Annotated in this window: 22 protein-coding genes; 4 read left to right on the forward strand and 18 right to left on the reverse strand. The window is 63.0% G+C overall.

Annotation, left to right across the window (positions count from 1 at the left end):
• Positions 1–155 precede the first annotated feature (155 nt).
• Complete coding sequence (gene pepT / locus K6M89_RS21550; RefSeq protein WP_222140900.1) at positions 156–1388, forward strand: peptidase T; 1233 nt, start codon at positions 156–158, stop codon at positions 1386–1388.
• Between the two features lie 35 nt (positions 1389–1423).
• Here the strand turns inward: pepT and K6M89_RS21555 are convergent, their stop codons facing one another.
• The 5 genes from K6M89_RS21555 to K6M89_RS21575 form a co-directional block, all read right to left on the reverse strand.
• Positions 1424–2239 (reverse strand): cell wall hydrolase, encoded by an 816-nt coding sequence (locus K6M89_RS21555; RefSeq protein WP_222140901.1) that lies wholly within the window; start codon positions 2237–2239, stop codon positions 1424–1426.
• Between the two features lie 230 nt (positions 2240–2469).
• The gene (locus K6M89_RS21560; RefSeq protein WP_222140902.1) at positions 2470–3510 is read right to left on the reverse strand and encodes a sulfate/molybdate ABC transporter ATP-binding protein; all 1041 of its coding nucleotides are present in this window, start codon (positions 3508–3510) and stop codon (positions 2470–2472) included.
• Positions 3511–3520: 10 nt separating this feature from the next.
• Positions 3521–4393, reverse strand: a complete 873-nt coding sequence (gene cysW, locus K6M89_RS21565) for a sulfate ABC transporter permease subunit CysW (protein WP_222140903.1) — start codon at positions 4391–4393, stop codon at positions 3521–3523.
• The gene (gene cysT / locus K6M89_RS21570; protein WP_222140904.1) at positions 4383–5240 is read right to left on the reverse strand and encodes a sulfate ABC transporter permease subunit CysT; all 858 of its coding nucleotides are present in this window, start codon (positions 5238–5240) and stop codon (positions 4383–4385) included. Before cysT ends, cysW begins: the two co-directional genes overlap by 11 nt.
• A gap of 8 nt (positions 5241–5248) precedes the next feature.
• The gene (locus K6M89_RS21575; protein ID WP_222140905.1) at positions 5249–6274 is read right to left on the reverse strand and encodes a sulfate ABC transporter substrate-binding protein; all 1026 of its coding nucleotides are present in this window, start codon (positions 6272–6274) and stop codon (positions 5249–5251) included.
• A gap of 359 nt (positions 6275–6633) precedes the next feature.
• Here K6M89_RS21575 and K6M89_RS21580 point away from each other — a divergent pair, with 359 nt between their 5' ends.
• Positions 6634–7650 (forward strand): porin, encoded by a 1017-nt coding sequence (locus tag K6M89_RS21580; RefSeq protein ID WP_222140906.1) that lies wholly within the window; start codon positions 6634–6636, stop codon positions 7648–7650.
• A gap of 49 nt (positions 7651–7699) precedes the next feature.
• On the opposite strand, the gene K6M89_RS21585 is transcribed toward K6M89_RS21580, so the two are convergent.
• The 8 genes from K6M89_RS21585 to K6M89_RS21620 form a co-directional block, all read right to left on the reverse strand.
• The gene (locus K6M89_RS21585) at positions 7700–8155 is read right to left on the reverse strand and encodes a PTS sugar transporter subunit IIA (protein ID WP_222140907.1); all 456 of its coding nucleotides are present in this window, start codon (positions 8153–8155) and stop codon (positions 7700–7702) included.
• Between the two features lie 49 nt (positions 8156–8204).
• A complete protein-coding gene (locus tag K6M89_RS21590) occupies positions 8205–8897 on the reverse strand; it encodes a response regulator transcription factor (protein WP_222140908.1) in 693 nt (230 codons plus the stop codon).
• Positions 8894–11602, reverse strand: coding sequence for a DUF4118 domain-containing protein (locus tag K6M89_RS21595; RefSeq protein WP_222140909.1), 2709 nt, complete (start codon positions 11600–11602; stop codon positions 8894–8896). The genes K6M89_RS21590 and K6M89_RS21595 overlap by 4 nt, the downstream gene beginning before the upstream one ends.
• A gap of 351 nt (positions 11603–11953) precedes the next feature.
• Positions 11954–12523: a potassium-transporting ATPase subunit KdpC gene (gene kdpC, locus K6M89_RS21600; protein WP_222140910.1), complete on the reverse strand. Its 570-nt coding sequence runs from the start codon at positions 12521–12523 to the stop codon at positions 11954–11956.
• Positions 12524–12583: 60 nt separating this feature from the next.
• A complete protein-coding gene (gene kdpB / locus K6M89_RS21605) occupies positions 12584–14644 on the reverse strand; it encodes a potassium-transporting ATPase subunit KdpB (protein WP_222140911.1) in 2061 nt (686 codons plus the stop codon).
• A 65-nt stretch (positions 14645–14709) separates the two neighbouring features.
• Positions 14710–16413: a potassium-transporting ATPase subunit KdpA gene (gene kdpA, locus K6M89_RS21610; protein WP_222140912.1), complete on the reverse strand. Its 1704-nt coding sequence runs from the start codon at positions 16411–16413 to the stop codon at positions 14710–14712.
• A gap of 69 nt (positions 16414–16482) precedes the next feature.
• Positions 16483–16572, reverse strand: coding sequence for a K(+)-transporting ATPase subunit F (locus tag K6M89_RS21615; RefSeq protein ID WP_003547774.1), 90 nt, complete (start codon positions 16570–16572; stop codon positions 16483–16485).
• A 401-nt stretch (positions 16573–16973) separates the two neighbouring features.
• Positions 16974–17336, reverse strand: coding sequence for a copper resistance CopC family protein (locus tag K6M89_RS21620; protein ID WP_097582346.1), 363 nt, complete (start codon positions 17334–17336; stop codon positions 16974–16976).
• A 466-nt stretch (positions 17337–17802) separates the two neighbouring features.
• Between K6M89_RS21620 and K6M89_RS21625 the strand changes: the two genes are divergently transcribed.
• Positions 17803–18846, forward strand: coding sequence for an NAD(P)-dependent alcohol dehydrogenase (locus tag K6M89_RS21625; RefSeq protein ID WP_222140913.1), 1044 nt, complete (start codon positions 17803–17805; stop codon positions 18844–18846).
• Between the two features lie 15 nt (positions 18847–18861).
• On the opposite strand, the gene K6M89_RS21630 is transcribed toward K6M89_RS21625, so the two are convergent.
• From K6M89_RS21630 to K6M89_RS21645, 4 genes are all read right to left on the reverse strand, one after another.
• Positions 18862–19431: a DedA family protein gene (locus tag K6M89_RS21630; protein ID WP_222140914.1), complete on the reverse strand. Its 570-nt coding sequence runs from the start codon at positions 19429–19431 to the stop codon at positions 18862–18864.
• A 41-nt stretch (positions 19432–19472) separates the two neighbouring features.
• A complete protein-coding gene (locus K6M89_RS21635; protein ID WP_222140915.1) occupies positions 19473–20834 on the reverse strand; it encodes an FAD-containing oxidoreductase in 1362 nt (453 codons plus the stop codon).
• Positions 20831–21292 carry a DUF4126 family protein gene (locus K6M89_RS21640; RefSeq protein ID WP_222140916.1) on the reverse strand — a complete coding sequence of 154 codons (462 nt, stop codon included), beginning with the start codon at positions 21290–21292 and terminating at the stop codon, positions 20831–20833. Before K6M89_RS21640 ends, K6M89_RS21635 begins: the two co-directional genes overlap by 4 nt.
• A gap of 90 nt (positions 21293–21382) precedes the next feature.
• Positions 21383–22570, reverse strand: coding sequence for an acyl-CoA dehydrogenase (locus tag K6M89_RS21645; RefSeq protein ID WP_097582173.1), 1188 nt, complete (start codon positions 22568–22570; stop codon positions 21383–21385).
• A 173-nt stretch (positions 22571–22743) separates the two neighbouring features.
• On the opposite strand from K6M89_RS21645, the gene K6M89_RS21650 reads away from it, so the two are divergent.
• The gene (locus K6M89_RS21650) at positions 22744–23082 is read left to right on the forward strand and encodes a cupin domain-containing protein (protein WP_097582174.1); all 339 of its coding nucleotides are present in this window, start codon (positions 22744–22746) and stop codon (positions 23080–23082) included.
• Here K6M89_RS21650 and K6M89_RS21655 read toward each other — a convergent pair whose 3' ends face one another.
• Positions 23083–24036: a LysR family transcriptional regulator gene (locus K6M89_RS21655; RefSeq protein WP_222140917.1), complete on the reverse strand. Its 954-nt coding sequence runs from the start codon at positions 24034–24036 to the stop codon at positions 23083–23085.
• Positions 24037–24204: the final 168 nt, after the last annotated feature.

A 24204-nucleotide genomic window follows, 5' to 3' on the forward strand; every position in this document is an offset into this window, starting at 1 on the left:
CGCCAGTTGGCACGAACGGGGACTGTTTGTCCCCGCCATTGTATGATCGCGTATCAACGACTGTGGCGCTATGAAGTATTCGCCGAGCGGAAAAAGCTTTTGCCGCATCGCCCGCGAGGGCTATATCGTTAAATGATCTTGCTGGACTGGATGCCATGACCGACACTGTTCTCGACCGCTTTCTCCGCTATGTCGTTATCGACACCCAATCCGATCCCGCCTCGTCGACGCAGCCGACCACCGAAAAGCAGAAGGATCTCGGCCGGGTTCTGGTCGACGAACTGCTGATGATCGGGCTTGCCGACGCACATCTCGATGAACACGGTTATGTCTATGCGACCATTCCTGGAAATAGCGACAAGGCGGTACCGGTCATCTGTTTCTGTTCGCACATGGATACGGCGCCCGATTTTACCGGCAGGGGCGTCAAACCGCAGATCATCCGGAATTATGCCGGCGGCGATATCCAGCTTGTCGGCGATTCGAGCCGGGTGATCCGTGTCTCCGAGCATCCCGAGCTCAAAAACCAGATCGGCAACGACATCGTCACGACCGACGGAACGACATTGCTCGGCGCCGACGACAAGGCCGGGCTGGCGGAAATCATGACCGCGGCCCAGATTCTCGTAGACAATCCCGATGTCCGCCACGGGACGATCAAGATCCTGTTCACGCCCGACGAGGAAGTCGGCCGCGGCGTCAACAGGGTCGACTTGAAGAAACTCGGCGCTGACTTCGCCTATACGATGGATGGCGAGACGGCCGGCCATATCGAGGATGAGACCTTTTCGGCCGATGGCGTCGAGATCAGCATTTCAGGCGTGGCGATCCATCCGGGCTTTGCCAAGGACCGGATGGAGAACGCCATCAAGATCGCCGGCGCCATCATCGATCGGCTGCCGAAGGACCTAGCGCCGGAGACCACCGAAGGCAGGCAGGGCTTCATCCATCCGGTCGGCGTGACCGGCTCGATGGAGAAGGCGTCGCTGAGCTTTATCATCCGCGATTTCACCGAAGCGGGACTGGCGGAAAAGGAGGCCATGCTCGACGCCATCGTCAAGGAGGTGATGGCTGCCTATCCCGGCTCGACCGCGCATTTCCAGGTGGCGGAGCAGTATCGCAACATGAAGGCGGTGCTCGACCGTCACCCGGAGATCGTCGGAAATGCGCTTGAAGCCGTGCGCCGGGCCGGCATGACGCCGGTGCGCGGCAGCATCCGCGGCGGCACCGACGGTTCGCGCCTTTCTTTCATGGGACTGCCATGCCCGAATATCTTCGCCGGCGGCCATGCCTTCCACTCGCCGCTCGAATGGGTCAGCCGCCAGGACATGGAAAAGGCGGTCAAAGCCATCGTGGAACTGGCGAAGGTCTGGGAAGAGCGCGCTTAAGGCGCTCTCCTCACGGAGATATCGGAACGGCGGGCTTAGCCGCCGTTCGCCGGGATAGCTCCGCGTAGCATCACGCTGTCATAGGCGGGGCGGGGCGTGGGGATGGCGACCGGCATTCCCGGCTCGGGCGCGATCGAGGGTTCCGGCGGGGTCACCGGCGCGGTTATCCGCATCGGTGCCGTGCTCGCCGTGGCCATGGGATCGGGCGCCGGCAGAGGAACCGGAACGGCCGAGGGGATCAGGGCGTCGAACTGCGGCGGCAGCATGCTTTCGCCGGGCACATAATTCATCGCCACTTCGTAGGAGGGCAGCGGCGGCGGCGTTTCGAGCATGCCGTTGGAGTCGCGCTTCTCGTAGAAGGCGTTGCCGCCGGCGACCGTCACATAGTGCATGTTGTCGTAAGGGAATTTCAGCCCGTCGGTGTGGAAGAACATCGCATCCTTCACCGCCGGATGCCGCGCCCCCTTCAGCAGGATCGCATCGGCCGCGGTGGCAAGCTCCGGTTCGGCCTGCGACTTGACCTCGCGCGTCATGACGCCGGGCGCAAACTGCCGCTCCTGGGCGACGACACCACAGATCGATGGCGGATAGGCGCCCGACGTCAGCCTGTTCATGACGACGGTGCCGACGGCCAGATAGCCGTCTTCGTCGGAATGCCGCGATTCGAAATACATCGCACGCTTCAGGCAATCGCGATCTTTTGCCGTATAATTGAAAGCGACCTTCGTCGGTTGAAGCTTGGTCTTGGCCGCCGTCGTCGCCGGCTTCGGTGTTGTGGTGCAGCCTGTTGCCGCCAATCCTACGAATAAAATCCCGATCAGGGATTTTCCAAAGGAAATCTCCGCCCTCAACGCCAAGTGCCTCCTATGGGATTAGTCCAGCCCTTTATGATTAATGCGAAAAAACTTTTACTCGTCATATGACTGAAACACAAACAACCGGAGATCACAAAAACCAAAATCAACTCCCGCGAAAGGCGACTTCGGCGGCGAGTGTCGGACTGCCTGCTGCATAATTCCGAAAATTTAATGAATTACGCAGCAGCCCAAACTGCGGCAGCCCACTTTGCGCTCTTGATCCGTCAGCTGCGAAACAGCTTCCAGCGGGTGGGCTTGAAAGCCACCCGGTAGCGATCGAGTCGGTCGGCCTCGCTCGGCGGCAGCTCGATTTCGATATGCGGGCGGTCATTGCCGATGTCGAGTTCGATATGACGGGTGCCGGCGACGCGGCGGCTGGAGACTCGCTGGCCGGCAATGCAGTTTTCCGCCGATTCGCAGAGCCTGACGTCATGCGGGCGGAAGTAAAGCTGCGCGGGTCCATCGGGCTCACCCCCGGCATTGAGGCCGAGCGAGCGGCCTTCGAAGCGAATGTCGCCATCCGAGATTTCGACCTGCAGGCAATTCGACTGGCCGATGAAGCCGAAGACGAAGGGCGAGTTGGGGTTGTCGTAGACCTCATCCGGCGTGCCGACCTGTTCGATCGCGCCCTGGCTCATGACGACGACGCGGTCGGCAAGCTCCAGCGCCTCGTCCTGGTCGTGCGTGACGAAGACGGTGGTGTGGCCGGTGCGGTCGTGGATCTCGCGCAGCCATTTGCGCAGGTCCTTGCGCACCTGAGCGTCGAGCGCGCCGAAGGGTTCGTCAAGCAGCAGCACGTTCGGTTCGACGGCCATGGCGCGGGCGAGCGCCACCCGTTGGCGCTGGCCGCCGGAAAGCTGCGCCGGATACCGTGTTTCAAGGCCGGAAAGCTGCACGAGGTCGAGCAGCTCCAGCGCCCGCCGGCGGATGTCGGCCTTCGCAGGACGGCGTGCGCCGCTTCTGACCCTCAGCCCGAAGGAGACGTTGTCGAGCACCGTCATGTAGCGGAAGAGGGCATAATGCTGGAAGACGAAGCCGATATTGCGCTGCTGTACTGATTTCTTCGAGGCGTCCTCTTCGCCGAAGAAGATCTGGCCCTCCGTCGGGCTTTCCAGGCCGGCAATCAGGCGCAGCAATGTCGTCTTGCCGGAGCCCGACGGGCCGAGCAGGGCGATCAGCTCGCCGGAGCGGATGCTGAGCGAGACATCGTGCAGCGCCGGAAAACGCTCGAATTCCTTGCGAATATTTTGAACGCGTACTTCCATTGCAAATCCTTCAGTGCCGCCGGCTGGCGGAGATCTCCGCGCTATAACGCATTTCCAGCAGCGTCTTCAAAACCAGGGTGACGAGCGCCAGCAGGGCCAGCAGCGTGGCCACGGCGAAGGCGCCGGTAAAATTATACTCGTTATAAAGAATCTCGACCTGCAACGGCATGGTGTTGGTCTGGCCGCGAATATGGCCCGAAACCACCGAGACGGCGCCGAACTCGCCCATGGCGCGGGCATTGCAAAGCAGCACGCCATAGAGCAGGCCCCATTTGATGTTCGGCAGCGTCACGTACCAGAAGGTCTGCCAGCCGCTGGCGCCGAGCGAAAGCGCAGCCTCCTCGTCCGCCGTTCCCTGTTCCTGCATCAGCGGGATCAGTTCGCGGGCGACGAAGGGGAAGGTGACGAACATGGTGGCGAGGATCAGCCCCGGCACGGCGAACAGGATCTTGATGTCGTGGGCGCTGAGCCACTGGCCGAGCCAGGTATTGGCGCCGAAGAGAAGCACGAAGACCAGGCCGGAGATAACGGGGGAGACCGAGAAGGGCAGGTCGATCAGCGTCGTCAGGAAGGCCTTGCCTTTGAACTCGAACTTGGCGATCGCCCAGGCGGCGGCGACTCCGAAGACGAGATTGAGCGGCACGCTGATGCCGGCGACGATCAGCGTCAGGCGGATCGCCGAGAAGGTCTCCGCATCCTGCAGCGCCTCGATGAAGGGGCCGGCCCCCTTGCGGAAGGCTTCGACGAAGACGGCGGCAAGCGGCAGCAGCAGGATCAGCAGCAGGAAGACCAGCGACAGGATGATCAGGCTGTAGCGCGCGATCCGGTGTTCGGTGGTCACCGAACGCAGCTTGACGGGTTGCGCGGTCGTATCAAGCGCCATAGCCGTACCTCCGCCTGCTCCAGCTCTGGATGAGGTTGATGACGAGCAGCATGGCGAAGGAGAGGATCAGCATGATCGCCGCAATGCCGGTCGCCGCCGCGTAATTATATTCTTCGAGCTTGATGATGATCAGCAGCGGCGCGATCTCCGATTTGAACGGCAGGTTGCCGGCGATGAAGATGACCGAACCATATTCGCCGACGCCGCGGGCAAAGGCCAGCGCGAAGCCGGTGAGCACGGCGGGCGCCAGCCCCGGCAACAGGACGCGGAAAATCGTCTGGAGGCGATTGGCGCCGAGCGTCGCGGCGGCCTCCTCGACCTCCTTGTCGATTTCCTCCATGACCGGCTGCACGGTGCGCACGACGAAGGGCAGGCCTACGAAGATCAGCGCCACGACGATGCCGGCCGGCGTGAAGGCGATCTTGATGCCGAGCGGCGTCAGGAACTGACCGACCCAGCCATTCGGCGCATAGAGCGTCGTCAGCGCGATGCCGGCAACCGCGGTCGGCAGTGCGAAGGGCAGGTCGACCATGGCATCGATGATGCGCTTGCCGGGGAAGCGGTAGCGCACCAGCACCCAGGCGAGGATGATGCCGAAGACGGCATTGACGATCGCGGCGATGAAGGCGCTGCCGAAACTGATGCGCAGTGCATTCAGCGTGCGCGGATCGAGCGCGATCGACCAGAATTTCTCCCAGCCGAGCGCGCTCGACCGGACGGCGAGGCCCGAGAGCGGGATGAGGATCAGAAGGGTGAGCCAGGTCAAGGTAAGGCCGAGCGCCATTCCGAAACCCGGAATGACGCTCGGCCGCTTGAACCGCCACCGCGTGGGGCTATGTGCTTTCATGAAGTCTATTATTGGGCCGGCTTGTAGATTTGGTCAAATACGCCGCCGTCGCCGAAGAATTTCGGCTGCGCTTCTTTCCAGCCGCCGAAATCATCGATCGTCGCGAGCGTCAGCTTCGGAAAGCGGGCAATGTCGGCCGGATCGGCGACTTCCGGCTTGATCGGCCGGTAATAGTGCTTGGCGGCGATCTTCTGGCCTTCGTCCGAATAGAGGTAGTTGAGATAGGCTTCGGCGACCTTGCGCGTGCCCTTCTTGTCGACGTTGCCGTCGACGATGGCGACCGGCGGGTCGGCGCGGATGGAGAAGCTTGGCGTGACGATCTCGAATTGGTCGGGGCCGAGTTCCTCGAGCGAAAGATAGGCTTCGTTTTCCCAGGCGAGCAGCACGTCGCCGAGGCCGCGCTGAACGAAGGTGGTCGTGGCGCCGCGCGCACCGGTGTCGAGGACCGGAACATGCTGCAGCAGCTTCGTCACATAATCCTGCGCCTTGGCGTCATCGCCGCCATTGGCCTGCTTGGCCCATGCCCAGGCGGCGAGGAAGTTCCAGCGGGCGCCGCCCGAGGTCTTCGGATTCGGCGTGATCACCTGCACGTCGTCCTTGACCAGGTCGGCCCAATCCTTGATGCCCTTCGGGTTGCCCTTGCGGACCAGGAAGACGATCGTCGAGGTGTAGGGCGTCGAATTGTTCGGGAACTTCGTCTTCCAGTCGGCGGGGATCTTGCCGGTCGCTTTGGCGATCGCATCGATATCGCCCTCGAGCGCCAGCGTGACGACGTCGGCGTCGAGGCCGTCGATGACCGAACGGGCCTGGGCGCCGGAACCGCCGTGCGAGGCCTTGATCGTCACGGTTTCCCCATTGTCCTTCTGCCATTTGGCGGCAAAGGCGGCGTTGAAATCCTTGTACAATTCGCGGGTCGGATCATAGGAGACGTTAAGCACCGCCTGATCCGCGAAAGCCGGCGCCATGCTGCCGAAGACGAAGCTGCCTGCCATGACCGCGGCCGCGACGAGCCGGGTGAACCGTTGTGTCTGCATTGGGACCCTCCTGTTTACTGTCTTAACTCTATCAAGTCGGTCGTATAATGAAACGAAACATCTTCCGGTTCCGGCGGTCCTGTTAGAATGCCATTCCATTTGAGCGGTTATTTGGAAATAGACGTGCCGGAGTTGGCCGCGGCCAATCGCCCGGTCGCCGCTGTTCTGCCGCAGAACCGTGTTTTTTTGGCCACAGTTCCCTCGCAAGCGACGCAGGCAATGCTGATTTTTGCCCGGATTTTGCCGCGATGACACTTGCGGATTCCTATATGGCGGCGGTGCGGTCGTATTTGCCGGCCGCTACGTGGGGGCATCCCTTGAAATGCGCCTCGCATTCCAACCTGTTAGGGCCATTCAAAATGAATATCAGAACTATCCTTTTTGCCTCCGTTGCCGCCCTTGCCGCGGCCTCCGGAGCACGCGCAGCCGACGCCATCGTGGCGGCGGAACCCGAGCCCGTGGAATATGTTCGCGTTTGCGATGCCTACGGCACCGGCTATTTTTATATTCCGGGAACGGAAACATGCCTTTCGATCGGAGGTTACATCCGTACCGAAGTGCGCTTCGGTGACAACATCGCCGGCGATTCCGACGTAAACTTCTGGACGCGTGGTCAGGTCACCTTCCAGGCGAAGAACGACACCGAGTTCGGCACGCTGACCGGCGTCATGACCCTGCGTTACAATGTCGACAACGCCTCCGACCAGGAAGCGCTGCTGGATGAAGGCTATATCGACATTGCCGGTTTCCGCGTCGGTAAGCTCTATAGCTGGTGGGACGACGACATGAGCGGCGAGACCGATACGCTCGCCAGCAACGAGACCACCCACAACTCGATCCGTTATCAGTACGAAAACCGCGCTTTCGCAGCCGGCCTCTCGGTCGACGAGTTGGAAGAAGACTACGCCACCAAGCCGGGCGAAGGCCCGAACAACTTCGGTGTCGCAGGCCAGGTCTCCTACAAGGCCGGCGCCATCAGCGCTTACCTGCTTGCTGGTTATGACACCGACACCAGCGAAGTCGCTGTCCGTGGCATCGTCTATGCCGATATCGGCCCGGGCACGCTCGGCATCGCCGGCATCTGGGCAAGCGGCGCCAACTACTACTACGAAGAGTCCGAGTGGACGATCGCAGCGGAATACGCCTTGAAGATCAACGACAAGTGGAAGATCACCCCCGGCTTCCAGTACTTCGAAAACATCGCTCTCGAAGCTGACGGCAACGGCTTCACCGGCGGCAGCGCCTACACGACCGGTGTCACGATCGACTACCAGATCGTCGAAGACCTGCGTTCGAAGCTCAGCGTGCAGTATCACGATGAGGACGAGGGCGACGACGAAGTGTTCGGCTTCCTGCGCTTCCAGCGCGATTTCTAAGATCGTCTGATTGCAGACGAGCGGGCGCGGCCTTCGGGCCGCGCCTTTTTCATACCCGCGAGTCGGCGATGAAATCGGAATAGAATTCGTCGGCCGTTCTTGCCTTGCGCATGGCGGCAAGCACGCCGTCCGATTGCAGCCGCCGGGCGATGGCGGACAGCACGTTCAGATATTCGCCGCGGTTGTTCTCTCCGAAAAGCAGCACGACGGCGATGTCGGCCGGGATATCGTCGATCGCCTCGAAATCCAGCGGCCGGGAAAAGCGGAAGAGCAGACCACGCGGGCTGCTCATGCCGTCGATCGCCGCATGCGGAATGGCGATGCCGTTGCCGATCCCGGTGGAGCCAAGCTTTTCGCGGGCTTCGAGCGCCTTCAGGATGATCTGCGCGTCGACGGAAAAGGCCATGGCCGCCTTGTCCGCAATGGTCTGCAGCGCCCGCCATTTCGTCGGAGCCGACACGCCGAGGAAAGTGTGTTCCGGCCGGATGATGTTGGGAAGGTTCATGTCATACTCGATATAGTCGGCTCGAAGTCGGCAACGGGGAAGGGGGAGGTCAGTCCGGTTCTCTGAGCCGGTAGCCGACGCCGGTCTCGGTGGTAATATAGTGCGGCTGATCCGGAATTTTCTCGACCTTCTGCCTGATCTGTCGGATGTAGACGCGCAGATATTGCACGTCAGCTGCCGGCCCCCATACCTGCTTCAACAGAAACTGGTGTGTCAGCACCTTGCCGGCATGCTGGGCGAGCACGCGCAGAATGTCGTATTCCTTCGGCGACAGTTTTAGTTCCTCGCCGTCGACCTTGACGATACGCTTGACGAGGTCGATCGACAGCCCGCCGGTCTGGAAGATCGCCCTTTCCCCCTGCTGCTGCAGCCGGTGGCGCAGCGCCACGCGGATACGGGCGCCGAGCTCGTTGATGCCGAAGGGCTTGGTGACGTAATCGTCGGCGCCGCTTTCCAGCGCCTTGACAATGCCGGCCTCGTCGGTGCGGCTGGAGAGGATGACGACGGGCATTGAAAGCCCTCCGTCGCGCCACGCCTGCAAGAGGTCATGACCCGGCGTGTCGGGCAGGCCAAGGTCGAGCACGACGAGGTCGGGCATGTCGTCGGCGACCGACTGGCGGGCGCTTTCGGCGTTCGGCGCCTCCTGGACGTCGTAGCCTTGCGCGGTCAGGCCGACGCGGAGCAGCTTGCGGATCGGAGGCTCGTCGTCGACGACGAGGATCTTGACGGCTGAACCGGTCATTTGAGTTCATCCAGTTTCGGAATGTCGTTGGGTTTCGGTAGGCGGATGGTGAAGACGGCGCCGGGGCGGCCCCTCCGGTTTCCGGCCGTGATCGTGCCGCCCATCGCCTCGATGAAGCCGCGGCAGATGGACAGGCCAAGCCCGGTGCCGGCGCGCACCTGGTCGCCCTTGCGCACCCGGTAGAAGGTGTCGAAGACGCGGGCAAGGTCGGCCGGTGGAATGCCCGGGCCTTCGTCTAAGACCTGCACGACGACATTGTCGGCATCGGCCCAGCCTTCGATTTGGATCACCGATCCCGCAGGCGCATATTTGGCGGCATTGTCGAGCAGGTTGAAGATCACCTGCTCGAACAGGACAGGATCGACCCGCACCATCGGCAGCTCGGCAGGGATGCTCATCTCGGTCTTGTGGTGCTCCAGGATCTTTGCGGCGCGGGCGAGCGCCGTGCCGATGATATCGCCGGCATAGTGCAGCGCAGAGTTCGGCTCCATTGCGCCGGACTCGATCTTGGTCATGTCGAGCAGATTGGCGATGAAACGGTTGAGGCGCTCCGATTCGTCGACGACGGTGGAAAGCAGGTCGGCGCGATCCGCCGCCGGCATCGAGGCGAAGTAATCCCGCAGCGTGCCGGCGGCGCCGAGGATGGCGGCGAGCGGCGTCTTCAGATCGTGCGAGATCGAGGTGAGCAAAGCCGAGCGCAGCCGGTCGGCTTCGGCCGCAAGCCTTGCCCGGTCGACATCGGCGACGAGCTGGACGCGTTCGATGGCAAGGGCCGCCTGGTCGGCCAGCGCATCGAGCAGCCGCTGCTGCTCGGGCGTCAGCAGCGGCCCCTCGCGGCGGTCGCTGTCGAGGCCGATGACGCCGACGGCGGTGCGCCCGGTTCGGAGCGGCACATACAGGCGCTTGGCGCCGGGCAGGGTGTCGGCGCCGCGGCCGGCCGCGTGATTGTGCTCCCAGGCCCAGCGGGCGGCGGCAATATCGGCATCGTCGAGCGTGTCGTCGGGCGGATAACCGGCCTTGACGGCGATGGTGCCCTCCTCGGGCAGCAGCAGCACGACGCGAACCTTCAGCATCGAGGCGAGCTGGAAGGCCGTCGCCCAGAGTACGTCGTCGAGCGTGCCGGTGCCGGCGAGCTTTTTCGAGAAGAGATAGAGATCTTCCGTCGTGCGCGCCCGCTGCCGGGCGGCGGCGGCCTGGCGCTGCACGGTCGCGGTCAGATTGCTGGCGATGATGGCGACGCCGAGGAAGAAGAAGAAAGCGAGCACGCTTTCCGGATCGCTGATCGTCAGCGTGTAGCGCGGCGGCAGGAAGAAGAAGTTGAAGGACAGCGCGCCGAGAATGCAGCTGTAGAGCGCCGGCCGCAGGCCGTGGAGGACAGCGGAGGTCAGCACCGCCATCAGGAAGACCAGGGCGAGGTTGCGCACATCGAGCACCTGGTCGAGCACGATGCTGACGCCGAGTGCGATGGCGACATAGACGGTCGCCAGCAGATAGGCCCGGAAATCCAGTTGCGGCGCGGCGGCGGCGGCCTTGATCCCGCGCGCGGTGGTGCCGTCCTTCTCGGTGCCCGAGATGACATGGACGCTGATCTCGCCGGTCTTGCGGATCAGCTCGTCGGTGATCGACCGGCCCCACCAGTCGCGCCATGTCGGCTTTTTCGGCGCGCCGATGACGATGTGGGTGACGTTGTTGGCGGTGGCGTGGCGAACGAGTTCTTCGGCCACCTCTCGGCCGGGAATGGTGATCGCCTCGCCGCCGAGCTGTTCGGCAAGCCGCAGTGTGGCGGCGATCGTATCGCGCTCGGCTTCGCTGAGGTTGATCGAGCGGTTGGTCTCGATATAGACGGCGGCCCAGGGCGCCCGCAGCCGCGACGCCATGCGCGAGGCGTAGCGCACCAGAGAGGCCGAGCGCGGGTGATGATCGACGGAGACGAGGACGCGTTCGCCCGCCGCCCAAGGGCCTGAGATGGCGTGAGCCTGCATGTGGGTGAGCAGCTGGTCGTCGACACGCTGGGCGGTCTTGCGCAGCGCCAGCTCCCGGAGCGCCGTCAGGTTGCCCGGCGTGAAATAATTGGTCAGCGCCCGCTCGGCGGTGCGCGGCATGTAGACCTTGCCGTCATGCAGGCGCTTGATCAGATCATCCGGCGTCAGATCGATGATCTCGACATCGTCGGCAAGATCGATGATCGAATCCGGCACCGTCTCGCGCACCCGGATGCGGGTGATCTGCGAGACGACGTCGTTCAGGCTCTCGACATGCTGGATGTTGAGCGTCGTATAGACGTCGATGCCGCGATCGAGCAGCTCCTTGACGTCGAGGTAGCGCTTCGGGTGGCGGCTGCCCTCGGCATTGGTGTGGGCGAGTTCGTCGACGAGCACGAGATCCGGCCGGCGGGCGAGGATGCCATCGAGGTCCATTTCCTCGAGCAGCCGGCCCTTATAGTCGATTTCGACGCGGGGAATGATCTCGAAGCCGGCGACGAGCGCCTCCGTCTCTTTGCGGCCATGGGTTTCGACGACGCCGATGACGACGTCGAGACCATCGGCGAGCTTGGCGCGGCCGGAGATCAGCATTTCATAGGTCTTGCCGACACCGGGGGCGGCCCCCAAAAAGATTTTCAGACGGCCGCGCATCTCCGCCCGGGCTTTTTCGAGAAGCGCATCGGGCGATGGCCTGCCGGCCTGGTCGCGATTGTCGTCTGGCATGCGTGTGGTCTTTCTGCAGATACCTGTGATGGAGGGCGGGTTCTCCTCGCGACCCCTCGTTAAATCAGTTCAGCCGACGGGCGACGTCGCTTGGTACAACTGGCGGAAGGCATTCCGGGTCTCTAGCCGCGTATAGCTCCTTATGCCCGCTCCGCCCTCCGTCATGCTCGGCCTTGAGCCGAGCATCCATACGGCATCCACCAGCGGCCCGCGGCATGGATCCTCGGGTCAAGCCCGAGGATGACGGAGAGTGAGGTTGGCCTTCTCGCCAAAGCCGCCCCGGCCAGCAAGCACACCGCGTCTCGGATGCTCATCAGGCCGCCTGCTCACTCTCCACCCAGCCAACGAACATCACTCAGTCATAGAAGCATCAAGGCTCTGGTTCAACGCCAGAACATTGACCGTGGGTTCGCCGAGAAGGCCGAGTTCGCGGTGATGAACGGCGCCGTCGACCAGCGCCTTCACTTTGGCCTCGTCAAGGCTCCGCGCCTTGGCGACACGGGCCACCTGGAAATAGGCGGCCTCCGGCGAAATATCGGGATCGAGACCGCTGCCCGACGCGGTGACGAGGTCGGCGGGAACCGCCGCATTCGGGTTCTCCGCCTTGGCGGCTTCGTAGTCGCCCTTGACCCGGTCGATCAGCTTCTGGCTGGTCGGGCCGAGGTTGGAACCGCTGGAGGCTACCGCATTGTAGCCGTCGCCGGCGGCCGAGGGGCGGCCGTGGAAATATTTGTCGCTGGTGAATGCCTGGCCGATCAGCGTCGAGCCGATCACCTGGCCGTTCTTCTCGACGAGGCTGCCGTTCGCCTGGGTGGGGAAGAGGGCCTGGGCCGCGCCGGTCATGGCAAGGGGGTAGAGAAGGCCGATGATCACGGTGGTGGCAAGGATCATGACGACGGCCGGGCGGAATTCTTTCAACATTGTTCTGCTCCTTGGAGAGTTCACGCGGAGACCGGTTCCGGTGAGGAACCGGATCTTCCGCTAGGCGAGGCCGAGAGCGGCGACGGCCATGTCGATCGCCTTGATGCCGATGAAGGGCACGATGACGCCGCCGAGGCCGTAGATCAGCAGGTTGCGCGACAGTAGCGCGCCGGCGCCGATCGGGCGGTAGCGCACGCCATTCAGGGACAGCGGGATCAGCGCAATGATGATCAATGCGTTGAAGATGATCGCGGACAGGATGGCGCTTTGCGGCGTCGACAGTCCCATGACGTTGAGCACGCCGAGCTGCGGGTAGAAGGTCAGGAACATCGCCGGGATGATGGCGAAGTATTTGGCGATGTCGTTGGCGATCGAGAAGGTCGTCAGCGCGCCGCGCGTCATCAAAAGCTGCTTGCCGATCTCGACGATCTCGATGAGCTTGGTCGGATCGCTGTCGAGATCGACCATGTTGCCGGCCTCGCGGGCGGCGACCGTGCCGGTGTTCATGGCGACGCCGACATCGGCCTGGGCAAGCGCAGGGGCATCGTTGGTGCCGTCGCCGCACATGGCGACCAGCTTGCCCTTGGCCTGTTCCTCGCGCATCAGCGCCAGTTTCATCTCCGGCGTTGCCTGGGCGAGGAAATCGTCGACGCCGGCTTCGGCGGCGATGGCCGCTGCCGTCAGCGGGTTGTCGCCTGTTATCATCACCGTGCGGATGCCCATGCGGCGCAGCTCCGTGAAGCGTTCGCGGATGCCGCCTTTGACGATGTCCTTCAACTGGATGATGCCGAGCAGCCGGCCATCGCGGGCAACGGCGAGCGGCGTGCCGCCCGATTTGGCGACCTCGTCGGCGATCGACTGCAGCTCGCGCACGACCTCGCTGCGGTTTTTCGAGGGGGCGTCGCCGGCGACATAGGCAAGCACGGTGTCGACCGCGCCCTTGCGGATCGAGGCGCCTTCGAGATCGACGCCGCTCATGCGGGTCTGGGCGGTGAAGGGCACGAAGGTCGCCTTGAGGCTCGCCATGTCGCGGCCGCGGATCGCATATTTCTCCTTGGCGAGCACAACGATGGAGCGGCCTTCCGGCGTTTCGTCGGCAAGCGAGGCGAGCTGGGCGGCGTCGGCGAGATCCTGTTCGGAGACGCCGCGCACTGGGCGGAAGCTCGTCGCCTGGCGGTTGCCGAGGGTGATGGTGCCGGTCTTGTCGAGCAGCAGCGTATCGACGTCGCCGGCAGCTTCGACCGCGCGGCCGGACATGGCGAGCACGTTGAAGCGGACGAGGCGATCCATGCCGGCAATACCGATCGCCGACAAAAGCGCGCCGATCGTCGTCGGGATCAGGGTGACGAAGAGGGCGACGAGCACGATGATCGGGATCGAGCCGCCGGCATAGATGGCAAAACTCGGGATCGTCGCGGTGGCGAGCACGAAGATCAGCGTCATGCCGGCAAGCAGGATGTTGAGCGCGATCTCGTTCGGCGTCTTCTGGCGCTCAGCGCCTTCGACCAGCGAAATCATCCGGTCGAGGAAGGTGGAGCCGGCCGCCGCGGTGATGCGCACGCGGATCCAGTCGGACAGTACCTGGGTGCCGCCGGTGACGGCCGAGCGGTCGCCGCCGGATTCGCGGATGACCGGGGCGGATTCGCCTGTGATCGCCGCTTCGTTGACGGAGGCGACACCTTCGATCACCTCACCGTCCGACGGGATGATGTCGCCGGCTTCCACAAGCACGATGTCGCCGACCTTGAGGCTGGTGCCCGGCACCATGCGATAGTCGTTGCCATTATTGCCGGTCAGGAGTTTCGCCTGGGTTTCGGTGCGCGCCTTGCGCAGCGAATCCGCCTGCGCCTTTCCGCGGCCTTCGGCGACTGCTTCGGCGAAATTGGCGAAGAGCACGGTGAACCAGAGCCAGAGATTGATCTGGAAGGAGAAGCCGAGATTGCCATTGCCGGTGACGAGGTCGCGGAGGAAGAGCACGGTGGTCAGCACCGAGACCGTGGCCACGACGAACATGACAGGATTTCTGGCCAGCGCGCGGGGGTCGAGCTTTTTCATGGCGGCGCCGACGGCCGGAACGAGAATGCGAGAATCGATGATGCTCGCGGATTTTGCCTGGCTCATAGGAGACTCCAGCTTTGAAACGAGGATGGCGAACGAAACCTGTGACGCAGGATCACGGCATCGCCTCAGAAAGTCTGGCCGGCGAGGCCGACGAGGTGCTCGACGACAGGCCCGAGCGCCAGCGCCGGGAAGAAGGTCAGGCCGCCGACGATCAGGATCGTGCCGACGAGCAGGCCGACGAAGAGCGGGCCGTCCGTCGGGAAGGTGCCTGCAGAGGCCGGAACCCTCTTCTTGGCGATCAGCGAGCCGGCGATGGCAAGCGCCGGGATGATGACCAGGAAGCGGCCGGCGAGCATGCCGATGCCAAGCGTCACGTTGTACCAGGGCGTATTGCCGGTCAGGCCGCCGAAGGCCGAGCCGTTATTGGCCGCAGCCGAGGTATAGGCATAGAGGATTTCGGAGAAGCCGTGCGGACCAGCGGTGCCGACCGAGGCGACGGCGGAGGGCAGCACCGTGGCGATCGCGGTGAAGACAAGCATGGCGAGCGGCAGGCAGAGGATGGCGAGGACGGCCATCTTCATTTCCTTCGCCTCGATCTTCTTGCCGAGATATTCCGGTGTGCGGCCGACCATCAGGCCGGCGACGAAGACGGCGACGATGATGAACAGCAGGATGCCGTAGAAGCCGGCGCCGACACCGCCGACGATGATCTCGCCGAGCTGCATGTTGATCAGCGGAATGAGGCCGCCGAGCGCGGTGAAGCTGCCATGCATGGCGTTGACCGCGCCGCAGGAGGCGGCGGTGGTGATGACCGCAAAGAGCGACGAAAGCGCCACGCCGAAGCGGGCTTCCTTGCCCTCCATGTTGCCGCCCTGAAGGCCGAAGGCGTGCATCAGCGGATTGCCGGCGGCTTCCGCCCAATAGGTGACGACAACTCCGGCGAGGAACAGCACGCCCATCGTGGCAAGGATCGCCCAGCCCTGGCGCTGGTTGCCGACCATGCGGCCGAAGACGTTGGTCAGCGCTGCGCCGATCGCAAAGATCGAGACCATCTGGATAAGGTTGGAGATCGCATCGGGGTTTTCGAACGGATGGGCGGAATTAGCGTTGAAGAAGCCGCCGCCATTGGTGCCAAGCATTTTGATCGCCAGCTGTGAGGCGACGGGGCCGACGGCGATCGTCTGCTGCGCGCCTTCGAGCGTCGTCGCATTGACATAGGGTCCGAGCGTCTGGGGCACGCCGAGATAGACATAGACGAGCGTCAGCACGATGCAGATCGGCAGCAGGATGTAGAGCGTGCCACGGATCATATCGACCCAGAAGTTGCCGATCGCCTTGCCGGACGCCCGCGCGAAGGCCCGGATGAAAGCGACTGCGATCGCCATGCCGGTCGCAGCGGACAGGAAGTTCTGCACCGTGAAGCCGGCCATCTGGGTCAGATACGACATCGTGCTTTCACCGCCGTAATTCTGCCAGTTCGTATTTGTGGGAAAGCTGACGGCAGTGTTGAAGGAAAGCTCCGGCGGGACGGCGGCCATGCCGGCCGGATTATAGGGTAGGATGTCCTGCAGGCGCAGGAGCGCGTAGAGGACGAGGACGCCGAGCAAGTTGAACATCAGCATCGCAAAGGCATAGGAGGTCCAATGCTGCTCCTCGCCTTCGCTGGTGCCGGCAGCGCGGTAAAGCCCCCGTTCGATCGGAACGAGGACGGGTGACAGGAACGTGCGCTCGCCGTTGTAGACACGGGTCATGTAACCGCCGAGCGGTTTGACGAGCACGAGGACGATCCCGCAATAAAGCAGGATCTGAAGCCATCCGTTGAGGGTCATGGAGGTAAACTTTCAATACCCGGCTGGCTCCCGGTCGCGCATGAGCGACCTCAGAAGCGCCGGTTCTCTTTAAAAGCGTTCTGGGCGAAGGAGAGCGTAGGTGAGGTAAACGGTGAGAAACACGGTTACGGCACCGCTCAAGACATAATCGAGGGTCATCGTCGTTTCTCCGGTCACAGCCTGTCGCAGGCTCTGGTGTAGGCAAAGCACAGCGCGAAGAATATGATCGCGGTGCCAAGCAGAATGATATCCATCATGATCGTGACTCCTGTTGTTTTCTCGGAGTCAGACAAGACAAAGGGCGCCATCCTGGGGAGGGCCGCCTTTCATGCTTTCTGGCGTGGAGATGATCGTTCGATCTCTCGGCCATGAATATGGAGCCGAAGGGCATAAAGGTTCGAGACGGGCAAGCGGCCGTCGATATAAAAATCTTATAAAGGCTTTTCAGTAAGCGAGCTAAAGCGCGTCGCATCAAATTTGATTCATGCGACGCGCTCTAGCCGTTTGCTTTTATGCATATCGTTGTCCCGGAACCGCTGCACACTTCCAGGCGACATGCATTAAGGATCGACCCGGAACTGGTATCGGCCTTCGGCGCTGCGGCCGTCCATCGAGAGGACGCGCCAGTCGACGGTATAGAGGCCGGGCGCCATGGCCGGATCGAGCGGAATCTTGAAGATCGATCCCTCAGGCCCGGAGAGAAACGGCTTGCCTGTGGGAAGTGCCGTACCCTCGGCATCGAACAGCACCGCCGTCGAACGGGCAAGATCGACCGGGCCGGTGAAGGTTAGCTCGAGATTGGCAGGAACGAGCTGTTCTTCCTGCGGTTGCGATGGAAGCGAGGCTTGTTCCAAGGCCGCAGACGCTTCACTTGCGGTGAAGAGAAGGAAGGCGAACAGACAGAATGACGCGATCGACTTCATGATGGTCTTCCTTATCGTGCCGACCTGCATGTGCCCGGAGCCCTCATGCTTCCGTGACGCCATGCCGACGCATCACTATGAACGCTGCGGGGGATGATTTCGATCCCTAGTTTTTGCGATAAGGCGCACCGGCCGCGGCTGGCGGCCTTTCGGCAGCGCGGCGATCAGGTCCGCAAGCCGCTGCCAGAATTGCCGGAATGACCTGGATAATGTTGGGCCGTTTTTCATCTCTCAGCCTGTCCTCATCGCCGGGATCTCGAATTGAGAATGTACTCCCCGTCGGCCTCGGCTGGAATCATACGGAGGTCTTGGAGCGTGAATCTTTCGGATTATAGAAAATGGGCATTTCATCGCATGTTGAGCAAAAGCCTTAATCGGCGCGATTGAATTACCGCCGCTTACGGTCTTATAGTCCGTGTCGACGGCACCCGATGAATCGCGGGGGCAAAAGGGAAGGAAACCGATCATGACCAAAGTCCGTGCGCTGGTGCTGGAGCGCCAACATGAGCTTGCGCTTCGCGATATCGATCTGCCGCTGGAGACAGGACCGGGGCAAGTCAAGATCAGGGTTCATACCGTCGGCGTCTGCGGTTCGGACGTGCATTATTACACCCACGGCAAGATCGGTCCCTTCGTCGTCAACGCGCCAATGGTGCTCGGTCATGAGGCGGCGGGCACGGTGGTCGAAGTCGGGTCCGGTGTCACGCATCTGAAAGTCGGCGACCGCGTCTGCATGGAGCCCGGCATCCCCGACCCGAATTCCAAGGCAAGCCGGCTCGGGATGTACAATATCGATCCCGCCGTCAGTTTCTGGGCGACGCCGCCGGTTCATGGCGTGCTGACGCCGGAGGTCGTGCATCCCGCCAATTATACCTTCAAGCTGCCCGACAATGTCAGCTTTGCCGAAGGCGCGATGGTCGAACCCTTCGCGGTCGGCATGCAGGCGGCGAGCAAGGCCAAGATTGCGCCGGGTGATACGGCCATCGTTCTTGGCGCCGGCCCGATCGGCACGATGGTGGCGATTGCCGCCCTTGCCGGCGGCTGCGCCCGAGCGATCGTTGCCGATCTCGCCCAGCCGAAGCTCGATATCGCCGCGCAGTATCAGGGCGTCATACCGGTCAATATCCGCGAGATGAATCTGATCGAAGAAGTGGGCAGGCTGACCGACGGCTGGGGCGCCGACGTCGTCTTCGAATGCTCCGGTTCGCCGAAGGCCTGGGAGACGATCATGGCGCTGCCGCGCCCGGGCGGCGTCATCGTCGCCGTCGGCCTGCCGGTCAATCCTGTTGGTTTCGACGTCTCGACGGCGACGACCAAGGAAATCCGCATCGAAACGGTGTTCCGTTACGCTCATCAGTATGAGCGCTCGATCGCGCTGCTCGGCTCGGGCCGCGTCGATCTGAAGCCGCTGATATCGGAGACCTTCACCTTCGAGGATTCGATCAAGGCCTTCGATCGTGCCGTCGAGGCGCGGCCGAGCGACGTGAAGCTGCAGATCGTCATGGAGTAGCACGCCGCACCACGTCTATGAGTGCCCGGCGCTCGATCTCATCTTGCGAAGGGCAAGCGCGGCGGCTGCGACAACAGCCGCGGCTCCGACCGCGATCAGCAGATGGCGGTGAAGGGGGAGGTGGCCCAATGTCTGCTGGATTCCGTGTCCGAAGAGATAACCGAGCGCGGTGAAAAGCTGTCCCCAGACCAGTGCGGCCACGGCATTGAGGACGACGAATTTCCCGGTCGATATCCTAGTCGTCCCGATGACGACGGGGCTGATCGTCCGCAACCCGACCAGGAAACGAAAAGCAAGGATGAAGCCTGTGGGGTTGGTTTCCAGAAGCCGGGTGACGCGGGCAAGCGCCGGTCTTTCCAGCAGCCGGCGGACGAGGCTCCATCGGGCGGCGTATCGGCCGGCAAAGAACCAGAACTGGTCGCCGGCGAAGGATCCGACGGTTGCCGCAGACGCTGCCGCCCAATAGGTAAGCAAGCCACGATGAGCGACCACGCCGCCCAGGAAAGCGGCCGTTTCGCCTTCGAAGGCAGCCCCGAGAAAGATTGCCAGCAGGCCGTAATTCTCAATCAGCAGTTCGATAGACATGGCGGCCCGCCCCCAGCTGTTTCCGAAGCGTCAGGTCAAGGCTAAATCGGCTTCAAATCCCCGAGCAGCGTCGGGATCAGCTCCGACACCGTCGGATGGATCGGCACAGACCATTTCAGCATGGGATAGGTCGTGCCGGCATTCATCGCGTCGATCAGGCCGTGGATCACCTCGTCGCCCTCGATGCCCAATATCGCCGCACCGAGGATCTCCTTGCTTTCGGCGTCGGCCACCACTTTCATGAATCCCTTGGTCTCGCCGCGCTCATTGGCGCGGCCGACGCGGCTCATCGGGCGGGTCGAGACCATGATCCTGCGCCCCGACTCGCGCGCCTGCTTTTCCGTCATGCCGACGCGGCCAAGCGGCGGGTCGATATAAAGCGCATAGGCCGGGATCCGACTCGAGAGCTTGCGGTCGTCGCCGTCCAGCAGATTGGCGGCGGCGATCTCGAAATCATTGTAGGACGTGTGGGTGAAGGCGCCGCGGCCGTTACAGTCGCCAAGTGCAAAGATCCCGTCGACATTGGTGGCGAGCTTATCGTCGACGGTGATATAGCCGCGCTTGTCGGTGGCGACGCCGGCGGCATCGAGGCCGAGATCGTCGGTATTCGGCTTGCGGCCGGTGGCGATCAGCACGTGGCTCGCATCGATTTTCGCCGAGCCGGCGGTGACGCTCACGCCGTCGCCATTTCTTGCGAAACCGATATCCTTCGCATCGGTGTGCACGCGAATCCCTTCCGAACGCAGGATCTCGGCGATCGCGTCGGATATATCTTCGTCCTCGCGCGAAGCAAGCTTCGGCCCGTGCTCGATGACGCTGACCTCGGCGCCGAAGCGGCGATACATCTGCGCGAATTCCAGCCCGATATAGCTGCCGCCGATGACGGCGAGATGCCGCGGCAGCGTGTCGAGATGGATGATCGAGGTGCTGGTGAGATAGTCGATGTCATCGATACCCGGCAGTTCGGGAATGACAGGCCGCGCGCCAACATTGAGGAAGATGCGCGGCGCGCTCAGCGTTTCGCCGTTGACGCTGACGGTCTTCGGACCCTCGAAGCGGGCATGACCATAGAGCACGCTCATGCCGTCCATCCCGGCAAACCAGCCGATCAGGCCGTTGCGGGCATTCATCGTCACCGTTTCGGCGCGGGCTCTGACCACCTTCATGTCGATGGCGATGTCGCCCGGAATATTGACGCCGTAGGCGGCAGCACTTCTGGCGACATGGGCGGCACGGGCGCTGGCGACCAGCGTCTTGGTCGGCATGCAGCCGGCATTGACGCAGGTGCCACCGAGGAATTTGCGCTCGATCAGCGCGACCTTCATGCCCTTTTCGACCATGCGGGCGGCGAGGAACGGCCCGGCCTGGCCGGCGCCGATGACGATGGCGTCAAAGCTTTTCATGATATGGCCACCACGATCAGCGCCGCGCCGATGACGGCGACGGCATCCTCGATGAGGGCGGCCGGCAGGTCCTTGCCGAAGGAGGCGGCCAGTCTGGCGCGAACGGCCGCACCGCCATAGGTGCCGATGACGGCGCCGATCACGCCGGCGATCAGCCCGCCGAAGAGCAGGCCGCTGGCGGCGCCGATCGTCGCTCCGGCGAGCGCCCCGGTGACGATACGGGCGGCGAACTGCACCGGCACCTTGCGCGACGGCGTCGAGGGCAGCTGATCGGTGATCAACTCGACGATGGCGACAACCGTGAAGATCCACGGCGTCCAGCGGTAACCCATGAAGGCAAGCGGCGTTTGCGACACGTCGAGCCAGCCGAGTGCTGCGCCCCAGGCGACGGCAGCGGGCGCGGTCATGGCGCGCAGGCCGGAGATGACACCGATCAGCAATGCAAGAAGCAGAAACATGCGCGATCCCCTCATTGCCGGCGTCGTGCCGCGAGAGGGAAGGTTGCACATTGTCAGGCGCGTGGCAATTCGCCGTGCCGAACCGACGGTTTAGTTGGCAAAGGCGGCGATGCCGGTGATCGCCCGGCCGATGATCAGCGCGTGGATGTCGTGCGTGCCCTCATAGGTGTTGACCACTTCGAGGTTGACGAGATGGCGGGCGATGCCGAATTCGTCGGAGATGCCGTTGCCGCCGAGCATGTCTCGGGCCGCGCGCGCGATCTCCAGCGCCTTGCCGCAGCTGTTGCGCTTGAGGATGGAGGTCAGCTCCACCGGCGGATGGCCTTCCTCCTTCATGCGGCCGAGCCGCAGGCAGCCCTGCAGGCCGAGCGAAATCTCCGCCGCCATGTCGGCGAGCTTCCTCTGGATCAGCTGATTGGCGGCTAGCGGCCGGCCGAACTGCTTGCGCTCCAGCGTATATTGCCGTGCCCTGGCATAACAATCCTCGGCGGCGCCGAGCGCGCCCCAGGCAATGCCGAAACGGGCCGAGTTGAGGCAGGTGAACGGCCCCTTGAGGCCGGTGACGCCGGGCAGAAGATTTTCCTCCGGCACGAAGACTGCGTCCATCACCACTTCGCCGGTGATCGAGGCGCGCAGGCCGACCTTGCCGTGGATGGCCGGGGCCGAAAGCCCCTTCCAGCCCTTTTCGAGGATGAAGCCGCGGATGAGGCCGTCCTCGGTCTTGGCCCAGACGACGAAGACATCGGCGATCGGTGCATTCGAGATCCAGGTCTTCGAACCGGTAAGGCTGTAGCCGCCGTCGACCTTCTTGGCGCGGGTCGCCATCGAGCCGGGATCGGAGCCATGATCGGGCTCGGTCAGGCCGAAGCAGCCGATCCATTCGCCACTGGCAAGCTTCGGTAGGTATTTCAGCTTCTGCGCCTCAGACCCGAAGGTTTCGATCGGCACCATGACCAGCGAGGACTGCACGCTCATCATCGAACGGTAGCCGCTGTCGACCCGTTCGACCTCGCGGGCGATCAGGCCGTAGGCGGTGTAACCGAGGCCGGCGCCGCCGTAATCGGGGGAAATCGTCGGACCGAGCAGGCCGAGTTCACCCATTTCGCGGAAGATTGCGGGATCGGTCTTTTCATGGCGGAAGGCGTCGAGAACGCGGGGCGCGAGCTTTTGCTGCGCGTAGGCATGGGCGGTGTCCTGCACCATGCGCTCCTCGTTGGTCAGCTGCTCGACCAGGCGGAACGGATCGGCCCAGTCGAAAACCTCGCGCGTCTGCTGCATGGCGGCGTCTCCTCACCCACGATTCAGGCTTCCTCGCTCAACGTCGCATAGACCCGCCAGCCGACCGCGTCAACAGAAGCCAGCCTATCGAAAATACGGCGCGCGCCATCTTTTCAAAAGCGTCGGCATGCTCCACTTTGCCCGCGTTCGATTCTGGAACGAGGAGGGCGGAAATGACGTCAAGCGATCTGTTCGTATCGGCCGAAGGCGCTGAATGGGTCAATCCGGAGCCCGGCGTTACCAGGCGCATCATGACCTATCTGCCGGAGATGATGATGGTGGAGGTGGTGTTCGAAAGCGGCGCTGTCGGTGCGGCCCATTCGCATCCACACATCCAGGCGAGTTATGTCGCCGAGGGCAGCTTCGAGGTGACGATCGACGGGCGCACCGAGGTGCTGCGGCAGGGCGGCAGCTTCATTGTGCCGCCCAATCTCGTCCACGGCGTCAAGGCGCTGGAGAAGGGTCGGCTGATCGATGCCTTCACGCCGCACCGTGCCGAATTTCTCAAGTAATCAGCTTTCGGATTCTGACCGGCGCGCCGGGCCGGCGGCGGTGACATAGGGCGGCACGAAGCGTGCATCCTTGCCGCGCACCGCCTCACGCAGGAAGTCGATGACGGCGCGCACGCGCGGCGCCTGTTTCAGGTCGCGATGGCAGGTGATCCAGTACTGGCGCTTGAGGTCGATTTCCGCGGGCAGCACCCGCACCAGCTCGGGATAACGGCTGGCGAAAAAATAGGGCAGGATGCAGAGGCCGAGGCCGTTTCGGGTGGCGGTCAGCTGCGCGAAGATGCTGGAGCTCTGGAACTGCGGCTTGATGCGCGGATGCACATCGCTGAGATAATCCAGGCCCGGCGCGAAGATCATCTCCTCGATATAGCTGACGAAGGGATGCTCAAGCAGGTCGTCGCGGCAGGTAATCGCCGGCGCGTTCGCCAGGTAGTCGCGGGAGCCGTAAATCTGCAGGTGATAGTCGGTCAGCTTCTCGGCGAAATAGGGCCCGCCCTTCGGCTCGTCGAGCACGACGGACAGATCGGCCTCCTTGCGCGACAGCGACATGATCTGCTGGATCGTCACCAGTTCGAGCGACAGATGCGGATGCTGGGCGGCAAACCGATGCAGCACGGTCGCGAAGAAGAAATTGGCAAAACCTTCCGGGGCGCTCAGGCGCACCAGGCCGCGCTGCGCCATCGAGCCGTCAGCGAGGTCGGCGCGCAGCCGCTCGGTCTCCTGCTCCATCTTCTCGGCCGTCTCGACGAAGCGCGTGCCCATGGCCGTCAGCACATAACCGCGCGGATTGCGCTCGAACAGCTTGACCTTGAGGGTGAATTCCAGCCGGTCGATGCGGCGCGAGACGGTGGCATGGCTGGAGCGCAGCTGGCGGGCCGCCGTCGAGAGCTGCCCCGTGCGGGCGACGGCTAGAAAAAACTGAAGATCGTCCCAAGTAAACTGCGGTGGGTTGTTCATTGCGATCCCCTCTGTTCAAAAACGAACAGATACTGTTTGGAATTAGTTGTAAACCACCCGTTGCTTCAACGCGGAATTTCCGTGATCGTAAGGTGAGGGTCCGCCGTTCTGAGGAGTGCGGCTGGCCAAATCTGAACAGATCCGCAATCTGGCCAATCTCTGGGAGGA

Source organism: Rhizobium croatiense (assembly GCF_019793465.1).
Lineage (GTDB): Bacteria > Pseudomonadota > Alphaproteobacteria > Rhizobiales > Rhizobiaceae > Rhizobium > Rhizobium croatiense.